Genomic DNA, 21,706 nt, shown 5'->3' on the forward strand with positions numbered 1-21,706 from the left:
GGCTTTCCTTTAACAGACCGTCCAGAGAGGCGGAGAAGGAGGTCGCCACATGGCTGGCGCACCCATGCCCGAAGACGCCGTGACGACAGTCCTCGGCGCCCCCGAGATCGGCCGAGCGCTCACCCGCATCGCGCACGAGATCCTCGAGCGCAACAAGGGTGGCGACGACGTCGTCCTCCTCGGCATCCCGACGCGTGGCCTCCCGCTCGCGCACCGGCTCGCTGAGCGCCTCGCTGCGGTCGAGCCGAGCCTCGACGCCGCGCACCTCGTCGGCGAGCTCGACATCACGATGTACCGCGACGACCTCCACCGTCACCCCACGCGGCCGATCGGCACGACGACGCTCCCGGCCGAGGGCATCGACGGCAAGGTTGTCGTCCTCGTCGACGACGTGCTCTTCTCCGGCCGCACCATCCGGGCGGCGCTCGACGCGATCAAGGACCTCGGCCGCCCGCGCGCCGTGCAGCTCGCGACCCTCGTCGACCGCGGCCACCGCGAGCTGCCGATCCGGCCCGACTTCGTCGGCAAGAACCTCCCGACGTCCCTGAGCGAGCGCGTCGCCGTGCTCGTCGAGGAGATCGACGGGACCGACGCCGTGACGATCACCGCAGGGGAGGCCCACGCATGAGACACCTCCTCGACGCGCGCGACCTCACGCGCGCGGACGCCGTCCACGTCCTCGATACGGCCGCCGAGATGGCCGCGACGCAGTCCCGCGAGATCAAGAAGCTCCCGACGCTCCGTGGCCGCACGGTCGTCAACCTCTTCTTCGAGGACTCGACGCGCACACGCATCTCCTTCGAGACGGCGGCCAAGCGGCTGAGCGCCGACGTCATCAACTTCTCCGCGAAGGGCTCGAGCGTCTCCAAGGGCGAGTCCCTCAAGGACACGGCGCTCACGCTCCAGGCGATGGGCGCGGACGGCATCGTCATCCGTCACCACGCGTCGGGCGCGCCGCACCTGCTCGCGCACGCGGGCTGGGTCGACGCCGCCGTCGTCAACGCGGGCGACGGCACGCACCAGCACCCGACGCAGGCGCTGCTCGACGCGTTCACGATCCGCCGGCACCTCGCCGAGCGTGGCGTCGCAGGCTCGGGCGAGAGCTTCGACGCGCGCCGCGGTGTCGGGCGGGACCTCGCGGGTCTCAAGGTCGCGATCGTCGGTGACGTCCTGCACTCGCGTGTCGCGCGCTCGAACGTCCAGCTCCTCACGACCCTCGGCGCCGAGGTCACCCTCGTCGCGCCGCCGACGCTCGTGCCCGTCGGCGTCGGGACGTGGCCGTGCACCGTGAGCTACGACCTCGACGCGACGCTCGCGGAGCGCCCCGACGCGGTAATGATGCTCCGGGTCCAGCGCGAGCGCATGAGCGCCGGAGGCGGCGGCTACTTCCCGAGCCCGCTCGAGTACTCACGGCTCTACGGCCTCGACCAGCGGCGCCTCGCGACCCTCGCCGAGCACGCGGTCATCATGCACCCCGGCCCCATGAACCGTGGGCTCGAGATCTCCGCGCAGGCCGCCGACGCGGCACGCTCGGTCGTCGTCGAGCAGGTCTCCAACGGCGTCGCGGTCCGCATGGCCGTCCTCTACCTCACGCTCGCGGGCTCCGGCACCGCGGCCCCCGTCCCCACGTCGAAGGAGCTCGCATGACCGCCCACAACCGACCCGTCCTCCTCACGGCGGCGCGCATCCTCGGTGGCGAGCCCCAGGACGTCATCCTCGCGGACGGAGTCGTCGCCAAGGTGGCGCCAGCCGGTTCGCTCGAGGCGCCCGAGGGTGCGCTCGTCATCGACGCGACCGACAAGGTCCTCCTGCCCGGGCTCGTCGATCTCCACACGCACCTGCGCGAGCCCGGCCGAGAGGACGCGGAGACGGTCCTCACGGGCACGCGCGCCGCTGCCCTCGGCGGCTTCACGGCCGTGCACGCCATGGCGAACACGACGCCCGTCGCGGACACCGCGGGCGTCGTCGAGCAGGTGTGGCGCCTCGGCAACGACGCGGGCTGGGTCGACGTCTTCCCGGTCGGCGCCGTCTCCGTCGGCCTCGCGGGGGAGCAGCTCGCCGAGCTCGGCGCCATGGCGTCCTCGGCCGCGCGCGTCCGCGTCTTCTCCGACGACGGCAAGTGCGTCCACGACCCCGTGCTCATGCGCCGCGCCCTCGAGTACGTCAAGGCGTTCGACGGCGTCGTCGCGCAGCACTCCCAGGAGCCGCGGCTCACCGAGGGCTCGCAGATGCACGAGGGTGTCGTCTCCGCCGAGATCGGCTTGCGCGGCTGGCCCGCGGTCGCCGAGGAGGCGATCATCGCGCGCGACGTCCTGCTCGCGGAGCACGTCGGCTCACGCCTCCACGTGTGCCACCTCTCGACGGCCGGCTCGGTCGAGATCGTCCGCTGGGCGAAGTCCCGCGGCCTGCCCGTCACCGCTGAGGTCACGCCGCACCACCTCGTCCTCACCGACGAGCTCGCACGCGGCTACGACCCGGTCTTCAAGGTCAACCCGCCGCTGCGCACCGCCGAGGACGTCGAGGCGGTCCGCGAGGGCCTCGCGGACGGCACGATCGACATCGTCGCGACCGACCACGCCCCGCACCCGGTCGAGGACAAGGACTGCGAGTGGGACGCCGCGGCGTTCGGCATGACCGGCCTCGAGACGGCCCTCGCCGTCGTCCAGGAGACGATGGTCGAGACGGGCCGTCTCACCTGGGAGGACGTCGCGCGGGTGCTCTCGACCAACCCCGCGCGCATCGGCCGCGTCGACGACCGGCACGGCCGGCCTGTCGCCGAGGGCGAGCCCGCGAATCTCACGCTCGTCGACCCGACGGTGCGCCGCACGGTCGACCCCGCGCTCCAGGGCACGATGAGCCGCAACTCGCCGTTCGCAGGCCGCGAGCTGCCTGGCCAGGTCGTCGCGACGTTCCTCCGCGGACGTCCGACGGTCCTCGACGGCGAGGCGCTCGCGCCCGCCGGCGAACCCGCACCGCAGGGAGCGATCGCCTGATGGGTGTCCCGCACGAGGTCACGATCACGGTCCTCGCCGTGCTCGCCGTCGCGGCGCTCGTCGGCATGGCCGTCGGCTGGCGCCGACGCTCCGCACGCACGGCGCTCGAGATCGGCGCGCTGCCCGTCGCACCCGCCGAGCGCGGTGCGCCCCTCACCGACGCGATCGCCGCGAGCTACGTCGCCACGACGTTCCACGGGCAGTGGCTCGAACGCGTCGCCGCCCACGGGCTCGGCGTCCGCGGTCGCGCGACAGTGACGGTCCACGAGCGCGCGCTCGTCGTCGAACGCGTCGGCGCGCCGGACCTCGTCCTGCCCGCGAGCACCCTGCGCCGCGTCGCCCGGTCCTCGGGCATGGTCGGCAAGTTCGTCGCCGACGCGTCGATCGTCGTCATCACCTGGGCCTCGAGCGGCCCGGACGGCCACGAGGTTCTCCTCGACACGGGGCTGCGCCCCGACCACTCCACCGAGCGCGACGTCCTCGACGAGGCCGTCCGCTCGATCCTCAGCACAGCCCCCGCACCGAAGGAGCAGCAGTGAACCAGCCCCTCGACCTCGTGCCTCTCGACGACGACGCCGCCGTGCTCGTCCTCGAGGACGGCCGCGCCTTCGCAGGGCGTGCCTTCGGCGCGGTCGGCACGACCCTCGGCGAGATCGTCTTCAACACCGGCATGTCCGGCTACCAGGAGACGCTCACCGACCCGTCGTACCACCGCCAGATCGTCGTCATGACCGCCCCGCACATCGGCAACACCGGCGTCAACAGCGAGGACCCCGAGTCCGTGCGCATCTGGGTCGCCGGCTTCGTCGTCCGCGACGCGGCGCGACGCGCCTCGAACTGGCGCTCGGAGGGCGACCTCTCGGACGACCTCGCCGCCCAGGGCGTCGTCGGCATCTCCGACATCGACACGCGGGCGCTCACGCGGCACCTGCGCGAGCGCGGCGTCATGCGCGGCGGCATCTTCTCGGGCGCGTCGCTGCGCGTCGACGGCCACCCGCGCCGCATCGACTCGCTCGTCGAGGAGATCCTCGCCAGCCCTCAGATGGCAGGTTCCGACCTCGCGACCGAGGTGTCGACGAACACGGCCTACACGATCGAGCCCGCGGGCCGCTTCGAAGGGCAGGAGCCCGTCGCGACGGTCGTCGCCCTCGACCTCGGTATCAAGTCGATGACGCCCGCGCGCCTCGCCGAGCGCGGCGTGCGCGTGCACATCGTGCCCGCCGCGACGACGTTCGACGAGCTCATGGCGTACTCGCCCGACGGCGTGTTCTTCTCGAACGGCCCCGGCGACCCGGCGACCGCCACCGGCCCGATCTCGCTCCTGCGCAAGGTGCTCGACGCGAAGGTGCCGTACTTCGGCATCTGCTTCGGCAACCAGCTCCTCGGCCGCGCACTTGGCTACGGCACCTACAAGCTCGCCTACGGCCACCGCGGCATCAACCAGCCCGTCATGGACCTCGCGACCCGCAAGGTCGAGATCACGAGCCACAACCACGGCTTCGCGGTCGACGCGCCCATCGGCGAGACGTCGACGGCCCCGCACGCGGACGGCCGCTACGGCCGCGTCGTCGTGAGCCACGTGGGTCTCAACGACGACGTCGTCGAGGGCCTCGAGTGCCTCGACATCCCCGCGTTCTCGGTGCAGTACCACCCGGAGGCCGCGGCCGGCCCGCACGACGCCTCCTACCTCTTCGACCGCTTCATCGACCTCATGACCACGGGTGCGAAGACCGCCGCCGGCCTCTCGGCCGCGACCGCAGTCACGCCCACCGCCAGCAAGGAGAACTGACCCGTGCCTCGTCGCAACGACATCCAGAGCGTCCTGGTCATCGGGTCGGGCCCGATCGTCATCGGCCAGGCCTGCGAGTTCGACTACTCCGGCACGCAGGCGTGCCGCGTGCTCAAGGACGAGGGGCTGCGCGTCATCCTCCTCAACTCCAACCCCGCCACGATCATGACGGACCCCGGCTTCGCGGACGCGACGTACGTCGAGCCCATCACGACCGAGGTCCTCACGTCGATCATCGCCAAGGAGCGCCCCGACGCGGTCCTCGCGACGCTCGGCGGCCAGACGGCCCTCAACGCAGCGATCGCGCTCGACGAGGCCGGTGTCCTCGAGGAGTACGGCGTCGAGCTCATCGGCGCGAACATCCCCGCGATCCAGAAGGGCGAGGACCGCGAGCAGTTCAAGCAGGTCGTCGAGGTGTGCGGCGGCGAGTCCGCGCGCTCGCACATCGTCCACACGATCGAGGACGCCCTCACGGCCGCCGAGGACCTCGGCTACCCGCTCGTCGTGCGCCCGTCGTTCACGATGGGCGGTCTCGGCTCGGGCATCGCGTACGACGAGGCCGACCTGCGTCGCATCGCGGGCCAGGGCCTCCACTACTCGCCGACGACCGAGGTGCTCCTCGAGGAGTCGATCCTCGGCTGGAAGGAGTACGAGCTCGAGCTCATGCGCGACAAGGCGGACAACGTCGTCGTCATCTGCTCGATCGAGAACGTCGACCCGGTCGGTGTCCACACGGGCGACTCGGTGACCGTCGCGCCCTCGCTCACCCTCACGGACCGCGAGTACCAGAACCTCCGTGACATCGGCATCGCGATCATCCGCGAGGTCGGCGTCGACACGGGTGGCTGCAACATCCAGTTCGCGATCCACCCGGAGACGGGCCGCGTCGTCGTCATCGAGATGAACCCGCGCGTGTCGCGCTCCTCGGCGCTCGCGTCGAAGGCAACGGGCTACCCGATCGCCAAGATCGCGGCGAAGGTCGCGATCGGCTACACGCTCGACGAGATCACCAACGACATCACGGGCACGACGCCCGCATCGTTCGAGCCGACGCTCGACTACGTCGTCGTCAAGGTCCCGCGCTTCGCGTTCGAGAAGTTCCCGGCGGCCGACGACACGCTCACGACGACCATGAAGTCGGTCGGTGAGGCCATGGCCCTCGGCCGCAACTTCACCGAGGCGCTCGGCAAGGCGCTGCGCTCGATCGACAAGTCCGGCACGACGTTCCACTGGGACGGCGAGGCCCCGTCGGGTGCTGAGCTCGACGAGCTGCTCGAGACCATCAAGCGCCCGACCGAGCAGCGTCTCGTCCAGGTCCAGCAGGCGCTGCGCGCGGGTGCGGGCATCGAGGCCGTCTACGAGGCGACGAAGATCGACCGGTGGTTCCTCGACCAGATCGAGCTCGTCAACGAGGTCGCCGAGCAGGTCGCGCAGGCGCCCGCGCTCACGCGTGACGTCCTCACGCTCGCCAAGCGTCACGGCCTCTCGGACGTCCAGGTCGCCGCGCTGCGCGGTATCCGCGGCCCCGCAGGGGAGTCGACGGTCCGGGAGGTGCGCCGTGCGCTCGGCGTGCGGCCCGTCTTCAAGACGGTCGACACGTGCGCCGCGGAGTTCGCGGCGACGACCCCGTACCACTACTCGACGTACGACGAGGAGACCGAGGTCGCACCGCGCGAGCGCGAGGCCGTCATCATCCTCGGCTCGGGCCCCAACCGCATCGGTCAGGGCATCGAGTTCGACTACTCGTGCGTGCACGCGACGCTCGCGCTCGCCGAGAAGTACGAGACGATCATGGTGAACTGCAACCCGGAGACCGTCTCGACGGACTACGACACCTCCGACCGCCTCTACTTCGAGCCCCTCACCTTCGAGGACGTCCTCGAGGTCTACGAGGCCGAGCTCGCCGCGGGTCCGGTCAAGGGCATCGTCGTCACCCTCGGTGGCCAGACGCCGCTGAGCCTCGCGCAGCGCCTCGCCGACGCGGGCCTGCCGATCCTCGGCACGCAACCCGAAGCGATCGACGCGGCCGAGGACCGCGCGGTCTTCGGGCGGGTCCTCGAGGAGGCCGGCCTGCCGGCCCCCGCGTTCGGCACGGCGACGACGCTCCCGCAGGCGCGCCAGATCGCCGCCGACATCGGCTACCCGGTGCTCGTGCGTCCCTCGTACGTCCTCGGTGGTCGTGGCATGGAGATCGTCTACTCGGAGGAGCAGCTCACGGGCTACGTCGAGCGCGCGCTCGGCTCGGCCGCGCAGCAGGGCGGCCGCGTCGCCCCGATCCTCATCGACCGCTTCCTCGATGACGCGCTCGAGATCGACGTCGACGCGCTCTACGACGGCACCGAGCTCTACCTCGGCGGCATCATGGAGCACATCGAGGAGGCGGGCATCCACTCGGGCGATTCGGCGTGCGTCCTGCCGCCCGTCTCGCTCAGCCAGGCCGAACTCGACCGCATCCGTCGCTCGACCGAGGCGATCGCCCGCGGCGTCGGCGTGCGCGGCCTGCTCAACGTCCAGTACGCGCTCGTGAGCGACGTCCTCTACGTCCTCGAGGCCAACCCGCGCGCGTCGCGCACGGTGCCGTTCGTCTCGAAGGCGACGGGCGTTTCGCTCGCGAAGGCGGCGGCCAAGGTCATGGTGGGGGAATCGATCGCCGAGCTGCGTGCGAGCGGTATCCTCCCCGCCGAGGGCGACGCCGCAGTCATCGAGCTCTCGCAGCCGATCGCCGTCAAGGAGGCCGTGCTCCCGTTCAAGCGGTTCCGCACCGCGGACGGCGTCGCGGTCGACACCGTCCTCGGCCCGGAGATGCGCTCGACGGGCGAGGTCATGGGTCTCTCCCAGCGGTTCCCGACGGCGTTCGCGAAGTCGCAGGCCGCAGCGTTCGGCGGCCTGCCGACGTCCGGCTCTGTTTTCGTCTCGGTCGCGGACCGCGACAAGCGCGACATCGTCTTCCCGGTGAAGCGCCTCGTCGAGCTCGGGTTCGAGATCCTCTCGACGTCCGGCACGGCGACGGTCCTCGAGCGCAACGGCATCGCGACGCGCGTCGTCCGCAAGCAGTCCGACGGCCGTGGCCCGGCGGGGGAGCCGACGATCGTCGACCTCATCTCCGCGGGCGAGATCGACCTCGTCGTCAACACGCCCTCGGGCCAGGGCGCGCGCGCCGACGGCTACGAGATCCGCGCCGCGACGACGGCTGCGGACCGTGCGATCGTCACGACGACGCAGCAGCTCGCGGCGGCTGTCCAGGCGATCGAAGCGGTCCTCGCCGGGCCGTTCGAGGTCACGTCGCTCCAGGAGCACATGGCGGCCCTCGCGGCGTCCGACCTGCCGACCCCGGCGGTCGTCGCGTGAGCGTCGTGCCCTTCGGCGCACGACTTGCGGCGGCCATGGACGAGCACGGTCCGCTGTGCGTCGGCATCGACCCCCACGCCTCGCTCCTCGAGGCGTGGGGGCTGCCCGACAGCCCCGCAGGTCTGCGTGAGTTCTCCTCGCGGGTCCTCGAGGCCGTCGGCGGGCGCGTCGCCGCGGTGAAGCCGCAGGCCGCATTCTTCGAGCGTCACGGCTCCGCAGGGCTCGCGGTGCTCGAGGAGGTCGTCGCGGCGGCCCGCGAGACGGGCACGCTGTCGATCGTCGACGCGAAGCGCGGCGACATCGGCTCGACCATGGGCGCGTACGCGGAGGCGTTTCTCCGCGACGGCTCGCCGCTCGCGGGCGACGCGCTCACCGTGTCGCCGTTCCTCGGTTTCGGCTCGCTCGCGCCAGCGGTCGAGCTCGCGACGGCGACGGGCCGTGGCCTCTTCGTCCTGTGCCTCACGTCGAACCCGGAGGGTGCGTCCGTCCAGCACGCACGGCGTGGCGCGGGGGCGGGCACGACGTCGGTCGCGGCGTCGATCGCCGCATCGGCCGGCGAGCTCAACGCGGGGGCCGAGCCGTTCGGGTCGGTCGGCCTCGTCGTCGGCGCGACCATCGGCACGGCCGCCCAGGGCACCGGCACGGATCTCGTCGGCGTCAACGGTCCGCTGCTCGCCCCGGGCGTCGGCGCGCAGGGTGCCGGGCCCGACGAGCTGCGCGCCGTCTTCGGCGACGCCCGCCGGACGGTCCTCGCGTCCTCGTCGCGCGGCGTTCTTCGCGCAGGTCCGGAGGTCGGCGCGCTCAGGGCTGCCGCGCTCGAGGCTGCGGGGGAGGCTGCCCGCGCTCTGCGCGGCTGAACCACCCCGTTCTCACCCCTCTCCGGGAGCGGCCCCAGCAGCGTGCTGAGGCCGCTCCCGGTGTCCGTGGCAGGGTCCATCACCCGTCGTTCTGGTTGCCGACCAGCAGAGATGTGCCTAGGTTCACAACTATCAGCCCACCGCGAGGAAGGTGATGAACGTGGCACTCCCACCGTTGACCCCGGAGCAGCGGGCCGCTGCTCTGGAGAAGGCAGCAGAGGCACGACGCGTGCGCGCCGAGATCAAGAACAGGTTGAAGTACTCTCAGGGTTCACTCTCCTCCGTCATCGAGGCGGGCAGGACGGATGACGTCATCGGCAAGATGAAGGTCACCGCGCTGCTCGAGTCGCTGCCGGGGGTCGGCAAGGTCAAGGCGCAGGCGATCATGGACGAGGTCGGGATCGCACAGTCGCGCCGTGTCCGTGGCCTCGGCCCGCACCAGGCACAGGCCCTCATCGAGAGGTTCGGCTGACATCTCCGCTCCCACAACGCCCCGCGACCGCGATCCTGCACGTCTCACGGTCCTCGCAGGGCCTACAGCGGTCGGCAAGGGCACAGTCTCCGCCGACCTCCGTGCGCGTTATCCCGAGGTGTGGCTGTCCGTGTCGGCGACGACACGGGCGCCACGCCCGGGGGAGGTGGACGGGGTGCACTACCTGTTCCTCACGACCGAGGAGTTCGAGCGGAGGCTCGCCGCAGGCGAGTTCCTTGAGACCGCTGTCGTCCACGGCCAGAACCGCTATGGAACGTTGCGGGGTCCGGTCGACGAGAGGCTTACGGCGGGGGAGCCCGTCCTCCTCGAGATCGACCTCCAGGGTGCACGTCAGGTGCGGGAGTCCATGCCGGACGCGCGCTTCGTGTTCCTCGCGCCGCCGAGCTGGGACGAGCTCGAGCGGCGGCTCGTGGGACGCGGCACCGAGGGACCTGAGGAGCGCGAGCGTCGGCTCGCGACGGCACGCGTCGAGATGGCCGCGGAGGCAGAGTTCGACCACGTCATCGTCAACGATGTCGTCACGCGCGCGACCGACGAGCTCGTGAGTGTCATCGGCCTTGCGCCGCGCCCAGCGACCCCGGTCGCGGACGGTGCGCCGCTGCGCTGATAGGATGACCCTTCGGCTCGTGCGCTCCGCGCCGGGCCTCCACCACCGATCACACGTTGCGGAGATCATCTTGTCCGGAACCGTTGCCCAGCCCACGGGCATCACCGACCCGCCCATCGACGACCTCCTCGAGCACGCCAGCTCGAAGTACGCGCTCGTCGTCTACTCCGCGAAGCGGGCCCGCCAGATCAACGCGTACTACTCGCAGCTCTCCGAGGGTCTCCTCGAGCACGTCGGACCCCTGGTTGAGACGCGCGTCCAGGAGAAGCCCCTCTCGATCGCGATGCGCGAGATCAACCAGAGCCTCCTCGAGCTCACCGAGAACGAGGACGCCGGGGCCTGACGCCCCAGCTCGACCACTTCCCCGGAGGACGTGCGGTGCGGATCATCCTCGGCGTCGGGGGCGGCATCGCCGCCTACAAGAGCGCGCTCCTGCTGCGCCTCCTCACTGAGGCAGGCCACTCGGTGCGGGTGATCCCCACCGCGGCGAGCCTCGAGTTCGTCGGGCGCGCGACATGGGAGGCCCTCTCGGGCGAGAAGGCCACGCACGAGATCTTCGACGACGTCGACGAGGTCGCCCACGTCCGGCTCGGACGTGAGGCCGACCTCGTCGTCGTCTCTCCGGCGACCGCCGACCTCCTCGCCCGGGCGGCCTCGGGCCGCGCGGACGACCTCCTCACGACGACGCTCCTCACTGCGACGTGCCCCGTGCTGCTCGCCCCTGCGATGCACACCGAGATGTGGCACCACCCCGCGACCCGAGCGAACGTCGCCCTGCTCCGCGAACGCGGTATCACCGTCCTCGACCCGGCCGTCGGCCGGCTCACGGGCGCCGACTCGGGCCCCGGCCGCCTGCCCGAGCCCGACGTCATCGCAGCGGCGGCGCTCGCCCTCGTCCGCCCGCAGGACCTTGCCGGCCTCGAGGTCGTCGTGAGCGCGGGCGGCACGATCGAGCCGATCGACCCCGTGCGGTTCCTCGGCAACAGCTCGACCGGTCGCCAGGGCGTCGAGCTCGCACGTGCCGCCCACGAACGCGGCGCGCGCGTCCGTCTCGTTGCCGCGTCGATCGACGTCGACGTTCCCGCGGGCATCGAGGTGACCCGGGTGAGCAGCGCCCGTGACATGCACGCGGCGATGGACACGGCCGCGCGCACCGCCGACGTCGTCGTCATGGCCGCCGCCGTCGCCGACTTCCGGCCCGAGAACGTCGTGCGCGACAAGATCAAGAAGACCGACGGCGGTGAACCGCCCGTGCTACGGCTCGTCGAGAACCCCGACATCCTCGCGGACCTCGCGCACCAGCGTCGCCGCCCCGGGCAGACCGTCGTGGGCTTCGCCGCCGAGACGGGCGACGCCGAGGGCACCGTGCTCGACCACGCGCGCGCCAAGGCGCGGCGCAAGTGCGCCGACCTCCTCGTCGCGAACGACGTCTCCGGAGGGCGCACGTTCGGCTCGTCCGACAACTCCGTGACGATCCTCGACCGCGACGGCAGCACCGTGGCGTCGACCGACGGCTCGAAGGCCGCGGTCGCCCACGCAGTGTGGGACGCGGTGCTCCGCGCGCGTGACTGAGCCTGCCGCGAAGGCGCACGTCCACCCGCTTCTCGTCGTCGCCCCGAGCACCGAGGTCCTCGACGTCCTTGGTCACCTTCCCCTGAGCGTCGACGAGGAGGCCCGGGCGGCACGCATGGTCCGGGCCGAGGACGCGGTCGACTTCCGCGCTGCCCATCTCCTCGCCCGACGGGCTCTCGCGCTCGCCACTGGCACGGAGGACGGCGTGCTCGTCCCCGCGCAGTCGTGCGCGGGCTGCGGCGGGGCGCACGGACGCCCGCACGTCGCCGGGCACCCGGACGTCCACCTCGCCTGGGCGCACACCCGCGGGGCCGTCGCCGCCGTCGTCGCGGGCGTGCCGTGCGGGGTCGACGTCGAACGCACGGACGGACGGCCCGTCCCGCCGCGCGTCGTCGACCGCACGCTCACGGCCGACGAGGCCGCGCTCGTGCGATCCTCGTCACGTCCGCAGCTCGCGTTCCTCGAGGCGTGGGGCGTCAAGGAGTCCCTCGTCAAGGCCGGGCAGGGCGATCTCGCGACGCAGCACGGCCGGACCGTCGTCGGGCCCGACGGCCTCCGGTCGCCGGGGGAGTCCGACCGCACGACCGCGCGGATCCGCGTGAGGACGAGCCCTGCGCGGGCGCTCGACGCGCTCGTGCGCGTCGACCACGACCCGGGCGTCACCACGGTCGCGCTCTTCGTCGGGAGCGACGTCGAGCCGCGGCGTGTCGACCTGACCACAGGCGTCTCCGCGACGTCTCACGTCACGACCTTCGAGCGGGCGTCCCGTCCCTGACGTCTAGGATTGGCGACCATGACCGACCACCTCCGCCTGTTCACCTCCGAGTCCGTCACCGAGGGCCACCCGGACAAGGTCTGCGACCAGATCTCCGACGCCATCCTCGACGCGATCCTCGAGCAGGACACCGAGGCGCGGGTGGCCGTCGAGACCATGGTGACGACCGGCCTCGTCCACGTCGCTGGCGAGGTGACGACGTCCGCGTACGTCGAGATCCCGCAGATCATCCGCTCCGTCGTCCGCGAGATCGGGTACACGTCGTCCGCGATCGGCTTCGACGGCGACTCGTGCGGCGTCTCCGTCTCGATCGGGCAGCAGTCCCCGGACATCGCGCAGGGCGTCGACAAGTCCGAGGAGTCGCGTACGAACGACGCGGGCGACGTCGACCCGCTCGACCTCCAGGGCGCGGGCGACCAGGGCCTCATGTTCGGCTACGCGTGCTCCGACACCGCCGAGCTCATGCCGCTGCCCGGCTGGCTCAGCCACCGGCTCGCGGAGCGTCTCGCCCACGTGCGCCGCTCGGGCGAGGTTCCCGGGCTGCGCCCCGACGGCAAGACGCAGGTGACGATCGGCTACGACGGCGAACGCGCCGTCTCCCTCGACACGGTCGTCGTCTCGACGCAGCACGACCCGGACGTGCGCCACGACGTGCTCACGAGCGCGGTGCGCGACCTCGTCATCGCTCCCGTCCTCGAGGCCGCACAGCTCGATCTCGACACGCGCGCGACGAAGGTCCACGTCAACCCGACCGGGATCTTCGTCGTCGGTGGCCCCATGGGCGACGCGGGCCTCACGGGTCGCAAGATCATCGTCGACACGTACGGCGGCATGGCCCGGCACGGTGGCGGAGCCTTCTCCGGCAAGGACCCGTCGAAGGTCGACCGCTCGGCCGCGTACGCGACGCGCTGGGTCGCGAAGAACGTCGTCGCGGCCGGGCTCGCAGAGCGCTGCGAGGTCCAGGTCGCGTACGCGATCGGCCGCGCACACCCCGTCGGCGTGTACGTCGAGACGTTCGGCACGGAGACCGTGCCGCTGCCGCGGCTCACGGCCGCGATCAACGAGGTCTTCGACCTGCGTCCCGGCGCGATCGTCCGCGACCTCGACCTCCTGCGTCCGATCTACCGGGCGACTGCCGCGTACGGCCACTTCGGCCGTGACCTCCCCGACTTCACGTGGGAGCGCACGGACCGCGTGGACGCGCTGCGGTCCGCCGTCTGACCGTGACGGGTCCGGCGGGCACGGAGCCCGCCGAGCCCGCGCAGGGACCGGCCGCGGGCGAGCCCGACCAGCTCGAGCTCCCCGGCATGCCTGCGCCCCGGCGACGACCCGCACCGGGGGCGCAGGCCGTCACGGCGGCCGACGACCTCCCCGTCGCGCGGGTCGTCGTCGAGGTGCCCGTGCTGCGCCTCAACCACACATACGACTACCTCGTCCCCATGTCGATGGCCGACGGCGTCACGGCCGGCGTGCGCGTCAAGGTGCGCTTCGGCGCGCAGGACGTCGACGGCTACGTGCTCGAGCGCCTGGCGACGAGCGAGCACGAGGGGACGCTGCGCCCGTTGCGACGGCTCGTGTCGACCGAGCCCGTCCTGCCCAGCGCCTCGGCGCGGCTCTGCCGCGTCGTCGCCGAGCACTACGCGGGCTCGATGAGCGACGTCGTCCGGCTCGCCGTGCCGCCCCGGCACGCCCGCACCGAGGACGAGCCGCTCGCCGAGACCGCCGTCACCACGGGCGAGCAGCCTCACACCGTCAGCCGTCCGCCCATCGCAGCGGACGGGCCCGCACCAGTCGTCTCCGCACCGCACGGCTCCGCGCCGACGGACGCCGGACCGTGGGCAGGGCTCGCCGGCGGAGAGGCGTTCCTCCGGCACGCCGCCTCGGGATCCGCCGTGCGCGGGGTGTGGTCGGCACTTCCCGGCCGATGGGCGGCCGGTGGCACAGTGCTCGCGGACGACGGCTGGGAGGACATGGTCGCGCGCGCGGTCCGCGTCGTGCGCGACGGCGGACGCGGCGTGCTCGTCGTGCTCCCGGACGCGCGCGACGTCGACCGTCTGAGCCGCGCGCTCGACGCGGCGGGGCTCCGCGACGCGACCGCGTCCGGACGGACGCTCCCGGACGATGACGGACGCGCCCACGGCTACGTGCGCCTCCTCGCCGACGACGGCCCCGCCCAGCGCTACCGGGCCTTCCTCGCCGCCCTGCGGGGCCATGCCCGCGTCGTCATCGGCACGCGCGCCGCAGCGTTCGCTCCCGTCGCCGAGCTCGGTCTCGCGGTCGTGTGGGAGGACGACGACCCGCTCCACGCCGAGCAGCGCGCGCCCTACCCGCACGTGCGGGAAGTGCTCGCGCTGCGCTCGGAGACCGAGGGGTGCGCGCTGCTCGTCGCGGGCCTCGGTCGGTCGGTCGAGGCCCAGGCTCTCGTGCGTTCCGGCTGGGCCCACGAGATCGGTGCCGCCCGCGCCGTCGTCCGCGAGCGCGCACCGCGGGTGAAGGCCCTCACCCGGGTCGAGGTCGCGCGCGAGGGGCCCGCGGCGGTCGCGCGCATCCCGTCGGCGGCGTGGCGGATCGCGCGCGAGGGGCTCGCCCAGGGACCGGTCCTCGTCCAGGTGCCGCGTGCGGGCTACGTGCCCGTCACCGCGTGCGGGACGTGCCGTGAACCCGCGGACTGCCCGGACTGCCACGGTCCGCTCGGTCTGGCGTCCGGATCCTCGACTCCCCAGTGCCGGTGGTGCGGTCGGCTCGCCGCCGCATGGTCGTGCCCCCGCTGCCACGGGAGCACGCTCCGCTCGGTCCTCGTCGGCTCCGAGCGCACCGCGGAGGAGCTCGGGCGTGCCTTCACGAACGTTCCCGTGCGGATCTCGGGGGCACGGTCGGCCGGGGGCGTCCTCGCGACGGTGTCGGGTGCATCCGCGCTCGTCGTCGCAACCCCGGGCGCCGAGCCGGTCGCGGCCGGCGGGTACGCGGCGGCGCTGCTCCTCGACGCCGGGGTCGCGACGGCTGGCACGCAGCTGAGGACGCGACAGGATGCCGTGCGCCGCTGGCTCACGGCCGCGAGCCTCGTGAGGCCTGCGACAGCAGGCGGGGTCGTCGCGGTCGTCGGCGACGGTGACGAGGTCGTCACAGGAGCTCTCGTGCGATGGGACCCGGCGGGGCTCGCTGACCGGGAGCTCGACGAGCGGGTCGAGCTCGGGCTGCCGCCGGCGGTGCGCGTCGGGGCGCTCACAGGTCCGCGGCAGGCAGTCATGGCCGTGCTTGCGGAGACGACCCTGCCCCCGGGGGCGACGGTGCTCGGCCCCGTCCCGGTGACGCCGGCCGACGGGGGAGCGCCCGTGCTCGGCGGTGAACTCGGTGACGTACGGGCGATCGTCCGTGCGCCCCGCGGGGAGGGCCGCTTGCTCGCGGCGTCGTTGCGCGCTGGGGTGGCCGGGCGCGGGGCACGGCGCGGAGCTGGCACGGTGAGGCTCCACATGGACGTCGCAGACCTCGTGTGACGCGAGTTACCCGTGGCGTGCGTCATCTCGGCGCGGGCGCCGCGGCGTGCATCCCGGAGCGAGCCTCTGCCCGTGGCACAGTAGGGGACTGGGAGCGACGCACGGAGGCAGTACGAGCAGTGGCAGCACGGACGACTGACCTGTCGGTCGAGGACGCGACGGCGACGGCGGAGAACGGCACGGGGACCGTGAGAACGGTCGACCCGCCGACGGGCGCCACCCGGCTGGTCCAGCGTCGGCCGACCCCTCGTCGCATCGCGGGCATCGACGGTCTGCGCGCGGTCGCCGTCCTCCTCGTTCTCGCGTTCCACCTCGCACCGGACGCCGTCCCAGGCGGGTTCGTCGGCGTTGACGTGTTCTTCGTCATCTCGGGCTTCCTCATCACGATGGGTCTGCTGCGGGAGAAGGCCCGCACGGGGCGGATCGACCTCGCACACTTCTGGACCCGACGTGTCCGGCGGCTCCTGCCTGCGCTCCTCGTCGTCGTCGCGGTGTGCTCGCCGGTCGCGCTGCTCGTCGGCGGTGACGTGCGCGTGCACCTCGACAGGCAGGTCTTCGGTGCGTTGACGTTTTCGAGCAACTGGGTGTCGATCGCCGCGGAGGACAGCTACTTCTCGGCGCTCGTGCCCCAGATGTTCTCGAACCTCTGGTCGCTTGCAGTCGAGGAGCAGTTCTACCTCGTGTGGCCGCTCGTCGTCCTCGGGGTGCTGCTGCTCGCGCGTTCCCGGCGCGCAGGCCTCGTGGCCGCGGGGGCGGCGGCGCTCGCGTCCGCGAGCGCGATGGCGCTGCTGCACACGCCGGGCGAGGACCCGACGCGCGTCTACTACGGGACCGACACGCACGTCTTCGGCATGATGCTCGGGGCTCTCCTGGCGTTCTGGTACTTCGGCAACGTCCGGACGGGACGGCCTGCGCCGTGGCCGGGGGCACTCACGCCGGTGGGCCGGGGTGCACGGGTCGTCCGGGCGCTTAAGCGGCGTCGCCCGGGGGTCGTGGCGGGTGTGTGCCTCGTCGTCATCGGCGCCTTCTCGCTGCTCGTGCCGTGGGACTCCGCCGTGACGTACCGCGGCGGGCTCTTCATCGTGTCGCTCGCGGCGGCGCTCCTCGTCACGACGATGCTCCACGACTCGCGCGTACGACGGCTGCTCGAGACGCCTGCGCTGCGGTGGATCGGAGAGCGAAGCTACGGCGTCTACCTGTGGCACTGGCCGGTGTTCGTGCTGCTCACGCAGATCTTCGCGAAGCAGTGGGTCGAGGGCTCGGGGGTGCCGCTCGTGTGGGTCGTCACGGTCGTCGTGACGTTCGTCCTTGCGGGTCTCTCGTTCCGTTACGTCGAGCAGCCCGTGGTGCGCGACGGCGTGCTCGTCTCGCTCGAGCGGCTGGCGCGCTGGGTGCGCCCGGTGCGGAGCGCGCCGGGTCGTGGTCTGCGTGCACCTCTGGTCGGCGGAGCGATGGTCGCATGCCTCGTGCTCACGGGGTTCGCTGTCGCGACGGCCCCGCACGTGACGTCGATCGAGCAGGACATCGCTGCGGGCATGGGGGAGAACGGTCCGGGCGAGGGGCCCGGCGCCCCTGGGCCGGGAGGCGCTGAGGTGCCGACGGTCGCTCCGTCCGGCACGCCGGGGGCGACCTCGGAGCCGTCGGACGAGCCCTCGCCAGCCCCGTCGGACGTGCCCGTGGAGCCGTCGGGTGCGCCGAGCACGGAGCCGGGAGCGGGGGAGGAGCCGAGCGCGTCGACGGCACCGCCTGCGACCGGCGCGGACCTTGTCGTCGTCGGTGACTCGGTGACCGCGGCGTCGGCGAAGCAGATCCGGGCGCTCCTGCCGGACGTGCGGATCGACTCGGCGGTGTCGCGCTCGATGCTCGTGGCTCCCGGCATCCTCGGTGAGCTCGAGAAGAAGGGTGAGCTTCCGGACGTCGTCGTGCTGGCCCTCGCGACGAACACGACGCTGCGCGAGCGGACGATCAACGACGTGCTCGCGGTCGTGGGGCCGGAGCGTCGGGTCGTGCTCGTCAACGCGTACGGGGCCCGGAGTTGGATCAAGGGGACGAACGCAGTCATCGCGAAGGCGGCGAAGGAGCATCCCGAGGTGTCGGTCGCGGACTGGCACGGTGCGGTGCGGTCGCACGGCGAGCTGCTTGCCGCGGACGGTGTGCACCCGACGCGTGACGGCGCCGCGGTGTATGCGCGGCTGGTCGCTGACGCGTATGTCGCGGCGCGTGGCTGAGGCCCCCGAACCCCCTGTGTGACGTGGATCGCGCCATCGTGCAATCGTGCAGCGGCAAGTACCTGATGCGCCGCGTCGCAGATAGATGTTCGGCCGGCGCCCGACGACGCGGTCGTCGGGGGCTCGTCCACGCCTAGGATGGGTTCCCATGCGCATCCTCTTCGCCGGGACCCCCGAGGTCGCGGTCCCTTCCCTCGAGGCGCTCGTCGCCTCCCCGCACGAGATCGTCGCGGTGCTCACCCGGGCCGACGCGCCAGCGGGCCGCGGCAAGCGGCTCACGCCGAGCCCCGTCCGGGTGCGCGCGGAGGAGCTCGGCCTCGAGGTCATCACGGGCAGGCCCCGAGACGCGGAGACGCTCACACGGCTGCGCGAGCTCGCGCCCGACGCCGCTGCGGTCGTCGCCTACGGCGAGATCCTGCGTCCTGACGCGCTCGCGATCCCGCCGCTCGGCTGGATCAACCTTCACTTCTCGATTCTGCCCGCGTGGCGCGGCGCGGCCCCTGTGCAGCACGCGATCATGGCGGGCGACGAGGTGACCGGCGCGACGACGTTCGTCATCGGCGACGGGGTCGACACCGGACCCGTGCTCGGGACGCTCACGGAGACCGTGCGCGCACGCGACACGGCGGGCGACCTGCTCGGGCGCCTCGCGCAGGCGGGCGCGCCGCTGCTCGTCGCGACGATGGACGCGCTCGCCGAAGGTCGGCTCGTCCCCGAGCCGCAGCCGGCCGACGGCATCTCGCACGCTCCGAAGATCGAGGTCGCCGACGCCCGCGTCGACTGGACCGTCCCCGCCCTCGCGGTCGACCGACGCATCCGTGGCTGCACCCCAGCGCCGGGCGCCTGGACGACGCTCCCCGACGGTGCCCGGCTCGGCCTCGGCCCGGTGACCCTCGCCGCCGACGTCACTGACCTCGCCCCGGGCGAGCTGCGCGTCGGGCGTCGTGACGTCCACGTCGGTACCGCGACGCACGCCGTCCGGCTCGGCGACGTGCAGCCCGTCGGCAAGAAGCTCATGCCCGCTGCCGACTGGGCGCGTGGCGCGCGCGGCGCGGACGGCGAACCGCTCGGCGACGGCACGCGGCTCGGTGCCGCATGAGCGCCCGCGACGGTGATCGGCGGGGTCCACGCCGCGACGCGAAGGGCCGCGAGCGCGGCGCCGTGCGCCGCTACGACGAGCGGTCGACGCTCGCGCCGTCGGCTCGACGCAAGGGGTCGGACGCCGCGCGCGAGGTCGCGCTCGAGGTGCTGCGCGAGGTCGCGGACGCGGACGCGTACGCCAACCTCGTCCTCCCGCCTGCGCTGCGCCGGGCACGCCTGGACGGTCGTGACGCTGCCTTCGCGACCGAGCTCGCGTACGGGACCCTCCGCCTCCAGGGCCGGTACGACGCGATCCTCACGCGCTGCACGGACCGCGCGCTCACCGACGTCGACCCCGTCGTCCGTGATCTGCTGCGCCTCGGTGCGCACCAGCTGCTCGGCATGCGGGTCGCGACGCATGCCGCCGTCTCGGAGACGGTCGGGCTTGCCCGCGTGCACGCGGGCACGGGGCCGTCGCGGTTCGTCAACGCCGTTCTGCGGCGCGTCTCCGAGCGGAGCGCGCAGGCGTGGGAGGAGATCCTTGCGGCCGAGGCCCCGGACGTCGACGCGCGCCTCGCGGTCCTCGGGTCCCACCCGGCGTGGGTCGTCCGGGCGCTGCGCGAGGCGCTGACGGCGCACGGTCGTGACGCGACCGAGATCGAGGCGCTGCTTGAGGCCGACAACACGGCGGCACGGGTGACGCTCGTCGCGCGTCCCGGGCTGCTCGATGTCGAGGGGCTCAGCGAGGAGGTCGCCGACGAGTTCGGCGACCGTGAGGCACGCGTGGTCCCGGCGCGGTACGCGCCGACCGCGGCCATCCTCCAGGGTGGCGACCCTGCGTCGATCCCGGCGGTGCGCGCAGGCGCGGCCGCGGTCCAGGACGAAGGCTCGCAGCTCGTAGCGCTCGCCCTCGCCGCGGCGCCGCTCGACGGTCGGGACGAGCGTTGGCTCGACCTGTGCGCGGGGCCTGGCGGCAAGGCAGCACTTCTGGCGTCGCTCGCGGGGGAGCGCGGAGCCCGGCTTCTCGCGAACGAGGCGCAGCCGCACCGGGCGCGGCTCGTCGAGCAGTCGTTGCGCGCGGTTCCCGCGGATGCGGTCGAGGGGGTCGTCGTCGGCGACGGTCGCACGATCCTCGAGCGCACCGAGGGCGGGTTCGACCGCGTCATGGTCGATGCACCGTGCACGGGTCTGGGCGCTCTGCGCCGGCGGCCCGAGTCCCGGTGGCGGCGGGAACCGTCGGACGTGCCCGCGCTCGCCCGGCTGCAGCGCGAGCTGCTCGGCGCGGCGCTCGACGCGACGCGGCCAGGCGGGCTCGTCGCCTACGTGACGTGCTCGCCGCACCTCGCCGAGACCCGGCTCGTCGTTGACGACGTCCTGGCGGGGCGCTCGGACGTCGAGCGCGCGGACGCGGCGAGCGCGGTGCGGTCGGTCGCGCTCGAGGAGCCTGAGCTCGTCCCGGGAACCGACGTGCAGCTGTGGCCGCACGTCCACGGGACCGACGCGATGCACCTCACGCTCCTGCGTCGCACCAGCTGAGCCCGGGGGCGCCGGTAGGGTGGCGGTCATGGGCATCGCCATCCATCCCAGCATCCTCTCGGCCGACTTCACGAACCTCCAGCGCGATCTCGAGGCGATCTCGACCGCGGACGCTGCGCACGTCGACGTCATGGACAACCACTTCGTGCCGAACCTCACGCTCGGCCTGCCGATCGTCGAGCGGATCGTCGAGGTGTGCCCCGTGCCGGTCGACGCGCACCTCATGATCGCGGACCCGGACCGGTGGGCCCCCGCGTACGCGGAGGCCGGCGCGGCCTCCGTGACGTTCCACGCGGAGGCCGCGGCCGCGCCTGTGCGGCTTGCGCGCGAGATCCGTCGGCTCGGGGCGCGCGCGGCGCTCGCGCTGCGTCCAGCGACGCCGATCGAGCCGTTCGTCGACCTTCTTCCGGAGCTCGACATGATCCTCGTCATGACGGTCGAGCCCGGCTTCGGCGGCCAGTCCTTCATCGACGCGACGCTCGGCAAGATCGCGCGTGCTCGCGCGGCGATCGACGCCTCGGGCCTCGAGGTGCGGCTGCAGATCGACGGCGGGGTGTCGCGCTCGACGATCGAGCGTGCGGCGGAGGCCGGGGCGGACGTCTTCGTCGCCGGCTCGGCCGTCTACGGTGCGGACGACATCGCGGAGGAGATCGCGGCGCTGCGCGCGCTCGGTGCTGCTGCCTGCGGCCACTGACCGTCCGTCGGGCGGACTCGGGGCCGACGTGCGGGAATGAACGCGACGCATGTGGCATTGTTGAGGGTGAGCACGTGCTCCGGGGTCGGTGAAAATCCGAGCCGGCGGTCATAGTCCGCGAACCGGGTCGTCGCCACCGCCGGTGGCTGGCGCTCGGCCGATCCGGTGGAACTCCGGAACCGACGGTGAAAGTCCGGATGGGAGGCGTACGTGACGACGACGCGGGCATGCGTGTCACCT

General features: G+C 72.9%; 18 protein-coding genes and 1 riboswitch. All 18 genes read left to right on the forward strand.

Annotated elements, in window-relative coordinates:
* The first annotated feature begins 49 nt into the window (after window positions 1-49).
* The gene (gene pyrR, locus C1729_RS03305; protein ID WP_102508626.1) at window positions 50-628 is read left to right on the forward strand and encodes a bifunctional pyr operon transcriptional regulator/uracil phosphoribosyltransferase PyrR; all 579 of its coding nucleotides are present in this window, start codon (window positions 50-52) and stop codon (window positions 626-628) included.
* Complete coding sequence (locus tag C1729_RS03310; protein WP_102508628.1) at window positions 625-1,647, forward strand: aspartate carbamoyltransferase catalytic subunit; 1,023 nt, start codon at window positions 625-627, stop codon at window positions 1,645-1,647. Before pyrR ends, C1729_RS03310 begins: the two co-directional genes overlap by 4 nt.
* Complete coding sequence (locus C1729_RS03315) at window positions 1,644-2,993, forward strand: dihydroorotase (protein ID WP_102508630.1); 1,350 nt, start codon at window positions 1,644-1,646, stop codon at window positions 2,991-2,993. The genes C1729_RS03310 and C1729_RS03315 overlap by 4 nt, the downstream gene beginning before the upstream one ends.
* Window positions 2,993-3,532, forward strand: a complete 540-nt coding sequence (locus tag C1729_RS03320) for a PH-like domain-containing protein (RefSeq protein WP_102508632.1) — start codon at window positions 2,993-2,995, stop codon at window positions 3,530-3,532. The genes C1729_RS03315 and C1729_RS03320 overlap by 1 nt, the downstream gene beginning before the upstream one ends.
* Window positions 3,529-4,782 carry a glutamine-hydrolyzing carbamoyl-phosphate synthase small subunit gene (gene carA, locus C1729_RS03325; RefSeq protein ID WP_242493696.1) on the forward strand — a complete coding sequence of 418 codons (1,254 nt, stop codon included), beginning with the start codon at window positions 3,529-3,531 and terminating at the stop codon, window positions 4,780-4,782. Before C1729_RS03320 ends, carA begins: the two co-directional genes overlap by 4 nt.
* Window positions 4,783-4,785: 3 nt before the next feature.
* Window positions 4,786-8,130: a carbamoyl-phosphate synthase large subunit gene (gene carB / locus C1729_RS03330; protein ID WP_102508634.1), complete on the forward strand. Its 3,345-nt coding sequence runs from the start codon at window positions 4,786-4,788 to the stop codon at window positions 8,128-8,130.
* A complete protein-coding gene (pyrF, locus tag C1729_RS03335) occupies window positions 8,127-8,987 on the forward strand; it encodes an orotidine-5'-phosphate decarboxylase (RefSeq protein WP_277985801.1) in 861 nt (286 codons plus the stop codon). Before carB ends, pyrF begins: the two co-directional genes overlap by 4 nt.
* Window positions 8,988-9,147: 160 nt before the next feature.
* Window positions 9,148-9,459 (forward strand): integration host factor, actinobacterial type, encoded by a 312-nt coding sequence (gene mihF / locus C1729_RS03340; protein ID WP_102510488.1) that lies wholly within the window; start codon window positions 9,148-9,150, stop codon window positions 9,457-9,459.
* A gap of 1 nt (window position 9,460) precedes the next feature.
* On the forward strand, window positions 9,461-10,087 hold the full coding sequence (gmk, locus tag C1729_RS03345) for a guanylate kinase (RefSeq protein ID WP_102510489.1): 627 nt from the start codon (window positions 9,461-9,463) through the stop codon (window positions 10,085-10,087).
* Window positions 10,088-10,157: 70 nt separating this feature from the next.
* Entirely contained in the window at window positions 10,158-10,430 is a 273-nt protein-coding gene (rpoZ, locus tag C1729_RS03350; RefSeq protein WP_102510490.1) for a DNA-directed RNA polymerase subunit omega, read from the forward strand.
* Window positions 10,431-10,465: 35 nt separating this feature from the next.
* Complete coding sequence (gene coaBC, locus C1729_RS03355) at window positions 10,466-11,659, forward strand: bifunctional phosphopantothenoylcysteine decarboxylase/phosphopantothenate--cysteine ligase CoaBC (RefSeq protein ID WP_102508636.1); 1,194 nt, start codon at window positions 10,466-10,468, stop codon at window positions 11,657-11,659.
* Window positions 11,652-12,434: a 4'-phosphopantetheinyl transferase family protein gene (locus C1729_RS03360; RefSeq protein ID WP_102508638.1), complete on the forward strand. Its 783-nt coding sequence runs from the start codon at window positions 11,652-11,654 to the stop codon at window positions 12,432-12,434. The genes coaBC and C1729_RS03360 overlap by 8 nt, the downstream gene beginning before the upstream one ends.
* Before the next feature lie 18 nt (window positions 12,435-12,452).
* Window positions 12,453-13,655, forward strand: coding sequence for a methionine adenosyltransferase (metK, locus tag C1729_RS03365; RefSeq protein ID WP_102508640.1), 1,203 nt, complete (start codon window positions 12,453-12,455; stop codon window positions 13,653-13,655).
* Between the two features lie 2 nt (window positions 13,656-13,657).
* On the forward strand, window positions 13,658-15,928 hold the full coding sequence (locus tag C1729_RS03370; RefSeq protein ID WP_129590658.1) for a primosomal protein N' family DNA-binding protein: 2,271 nt from the start codon (window positions 13,658-13,660) through the stop codon (window positions 15,926-15,928).
* Between the two features lie 119 nt (window positions 15,929-16,047).
* Complete coding sequence (locus C1729_RS03375; protein WP_165375405.1) at window positions 16,048-18,156, forward strand: acyltransferase family protein; 2,109 nt, start codon at window positions 16,048-16,050, stop codon at window positions 18,154-18,156.
* A 148-nt stretch (window positions 18,157-18,304) separates the two neighbouring features.
* Window positions 18,305-19,255, forward strand: a complete 951-nt coding sequence (gene fmt, locus C1729_RS03380) for a methionyl-tRNA formyltransferase (protein ID WP_102508646.1) — start codon at window positions 18,305-18,307, stop codon at window positions 19,253-19,255.
* A complete protein-coding gene (locus C1729_RS03385; RefSeq protein WP_102508648.1) occupies window positions 19,252-20,772 on the forward strand; it encodes an RsmB/NOP family class I SAM-dependent RNA methyltransferase in 1,521 nt (506 codons plus the stop codon). The genes fmt and C1729_RS03385 overlap by 4 nt, the downstream gene beginning before the upstream one ends.
* A 28-nt stretch (window positions 20,773-20,800) precedes the next feature.
* Window positions 20,801-21,466, forward strand: coding sequence for a ribulose-phosphate 3-epimerase (gene rpe / locus C1729_RS03390; protein WP_102508650.1), 666 nt, complete (start codon window positions 20,801-20,803; stop codon window positions 21,464-21,466).
* Window positions 21,467-21,537: 71 nt separating this feature from the next.
* Window positions 21,538-21,679: riboswitch (FMN riboswitch) on the forward strand.
* The last annotated feature ends 27 nt before the right edge of the window (window positions 21,680-21,706 follow it).

Origin of the sequence: Sanguibacter massiliensis (assembly GCF_900240335.1) — a bacterium.
Classification (GTDB): Bacteria; Actinomycetota; Actinomycetes; order Actinomycetales; family Cellulomonadaceae; genus Flavimobilis; species Flavimobilis massiliensis.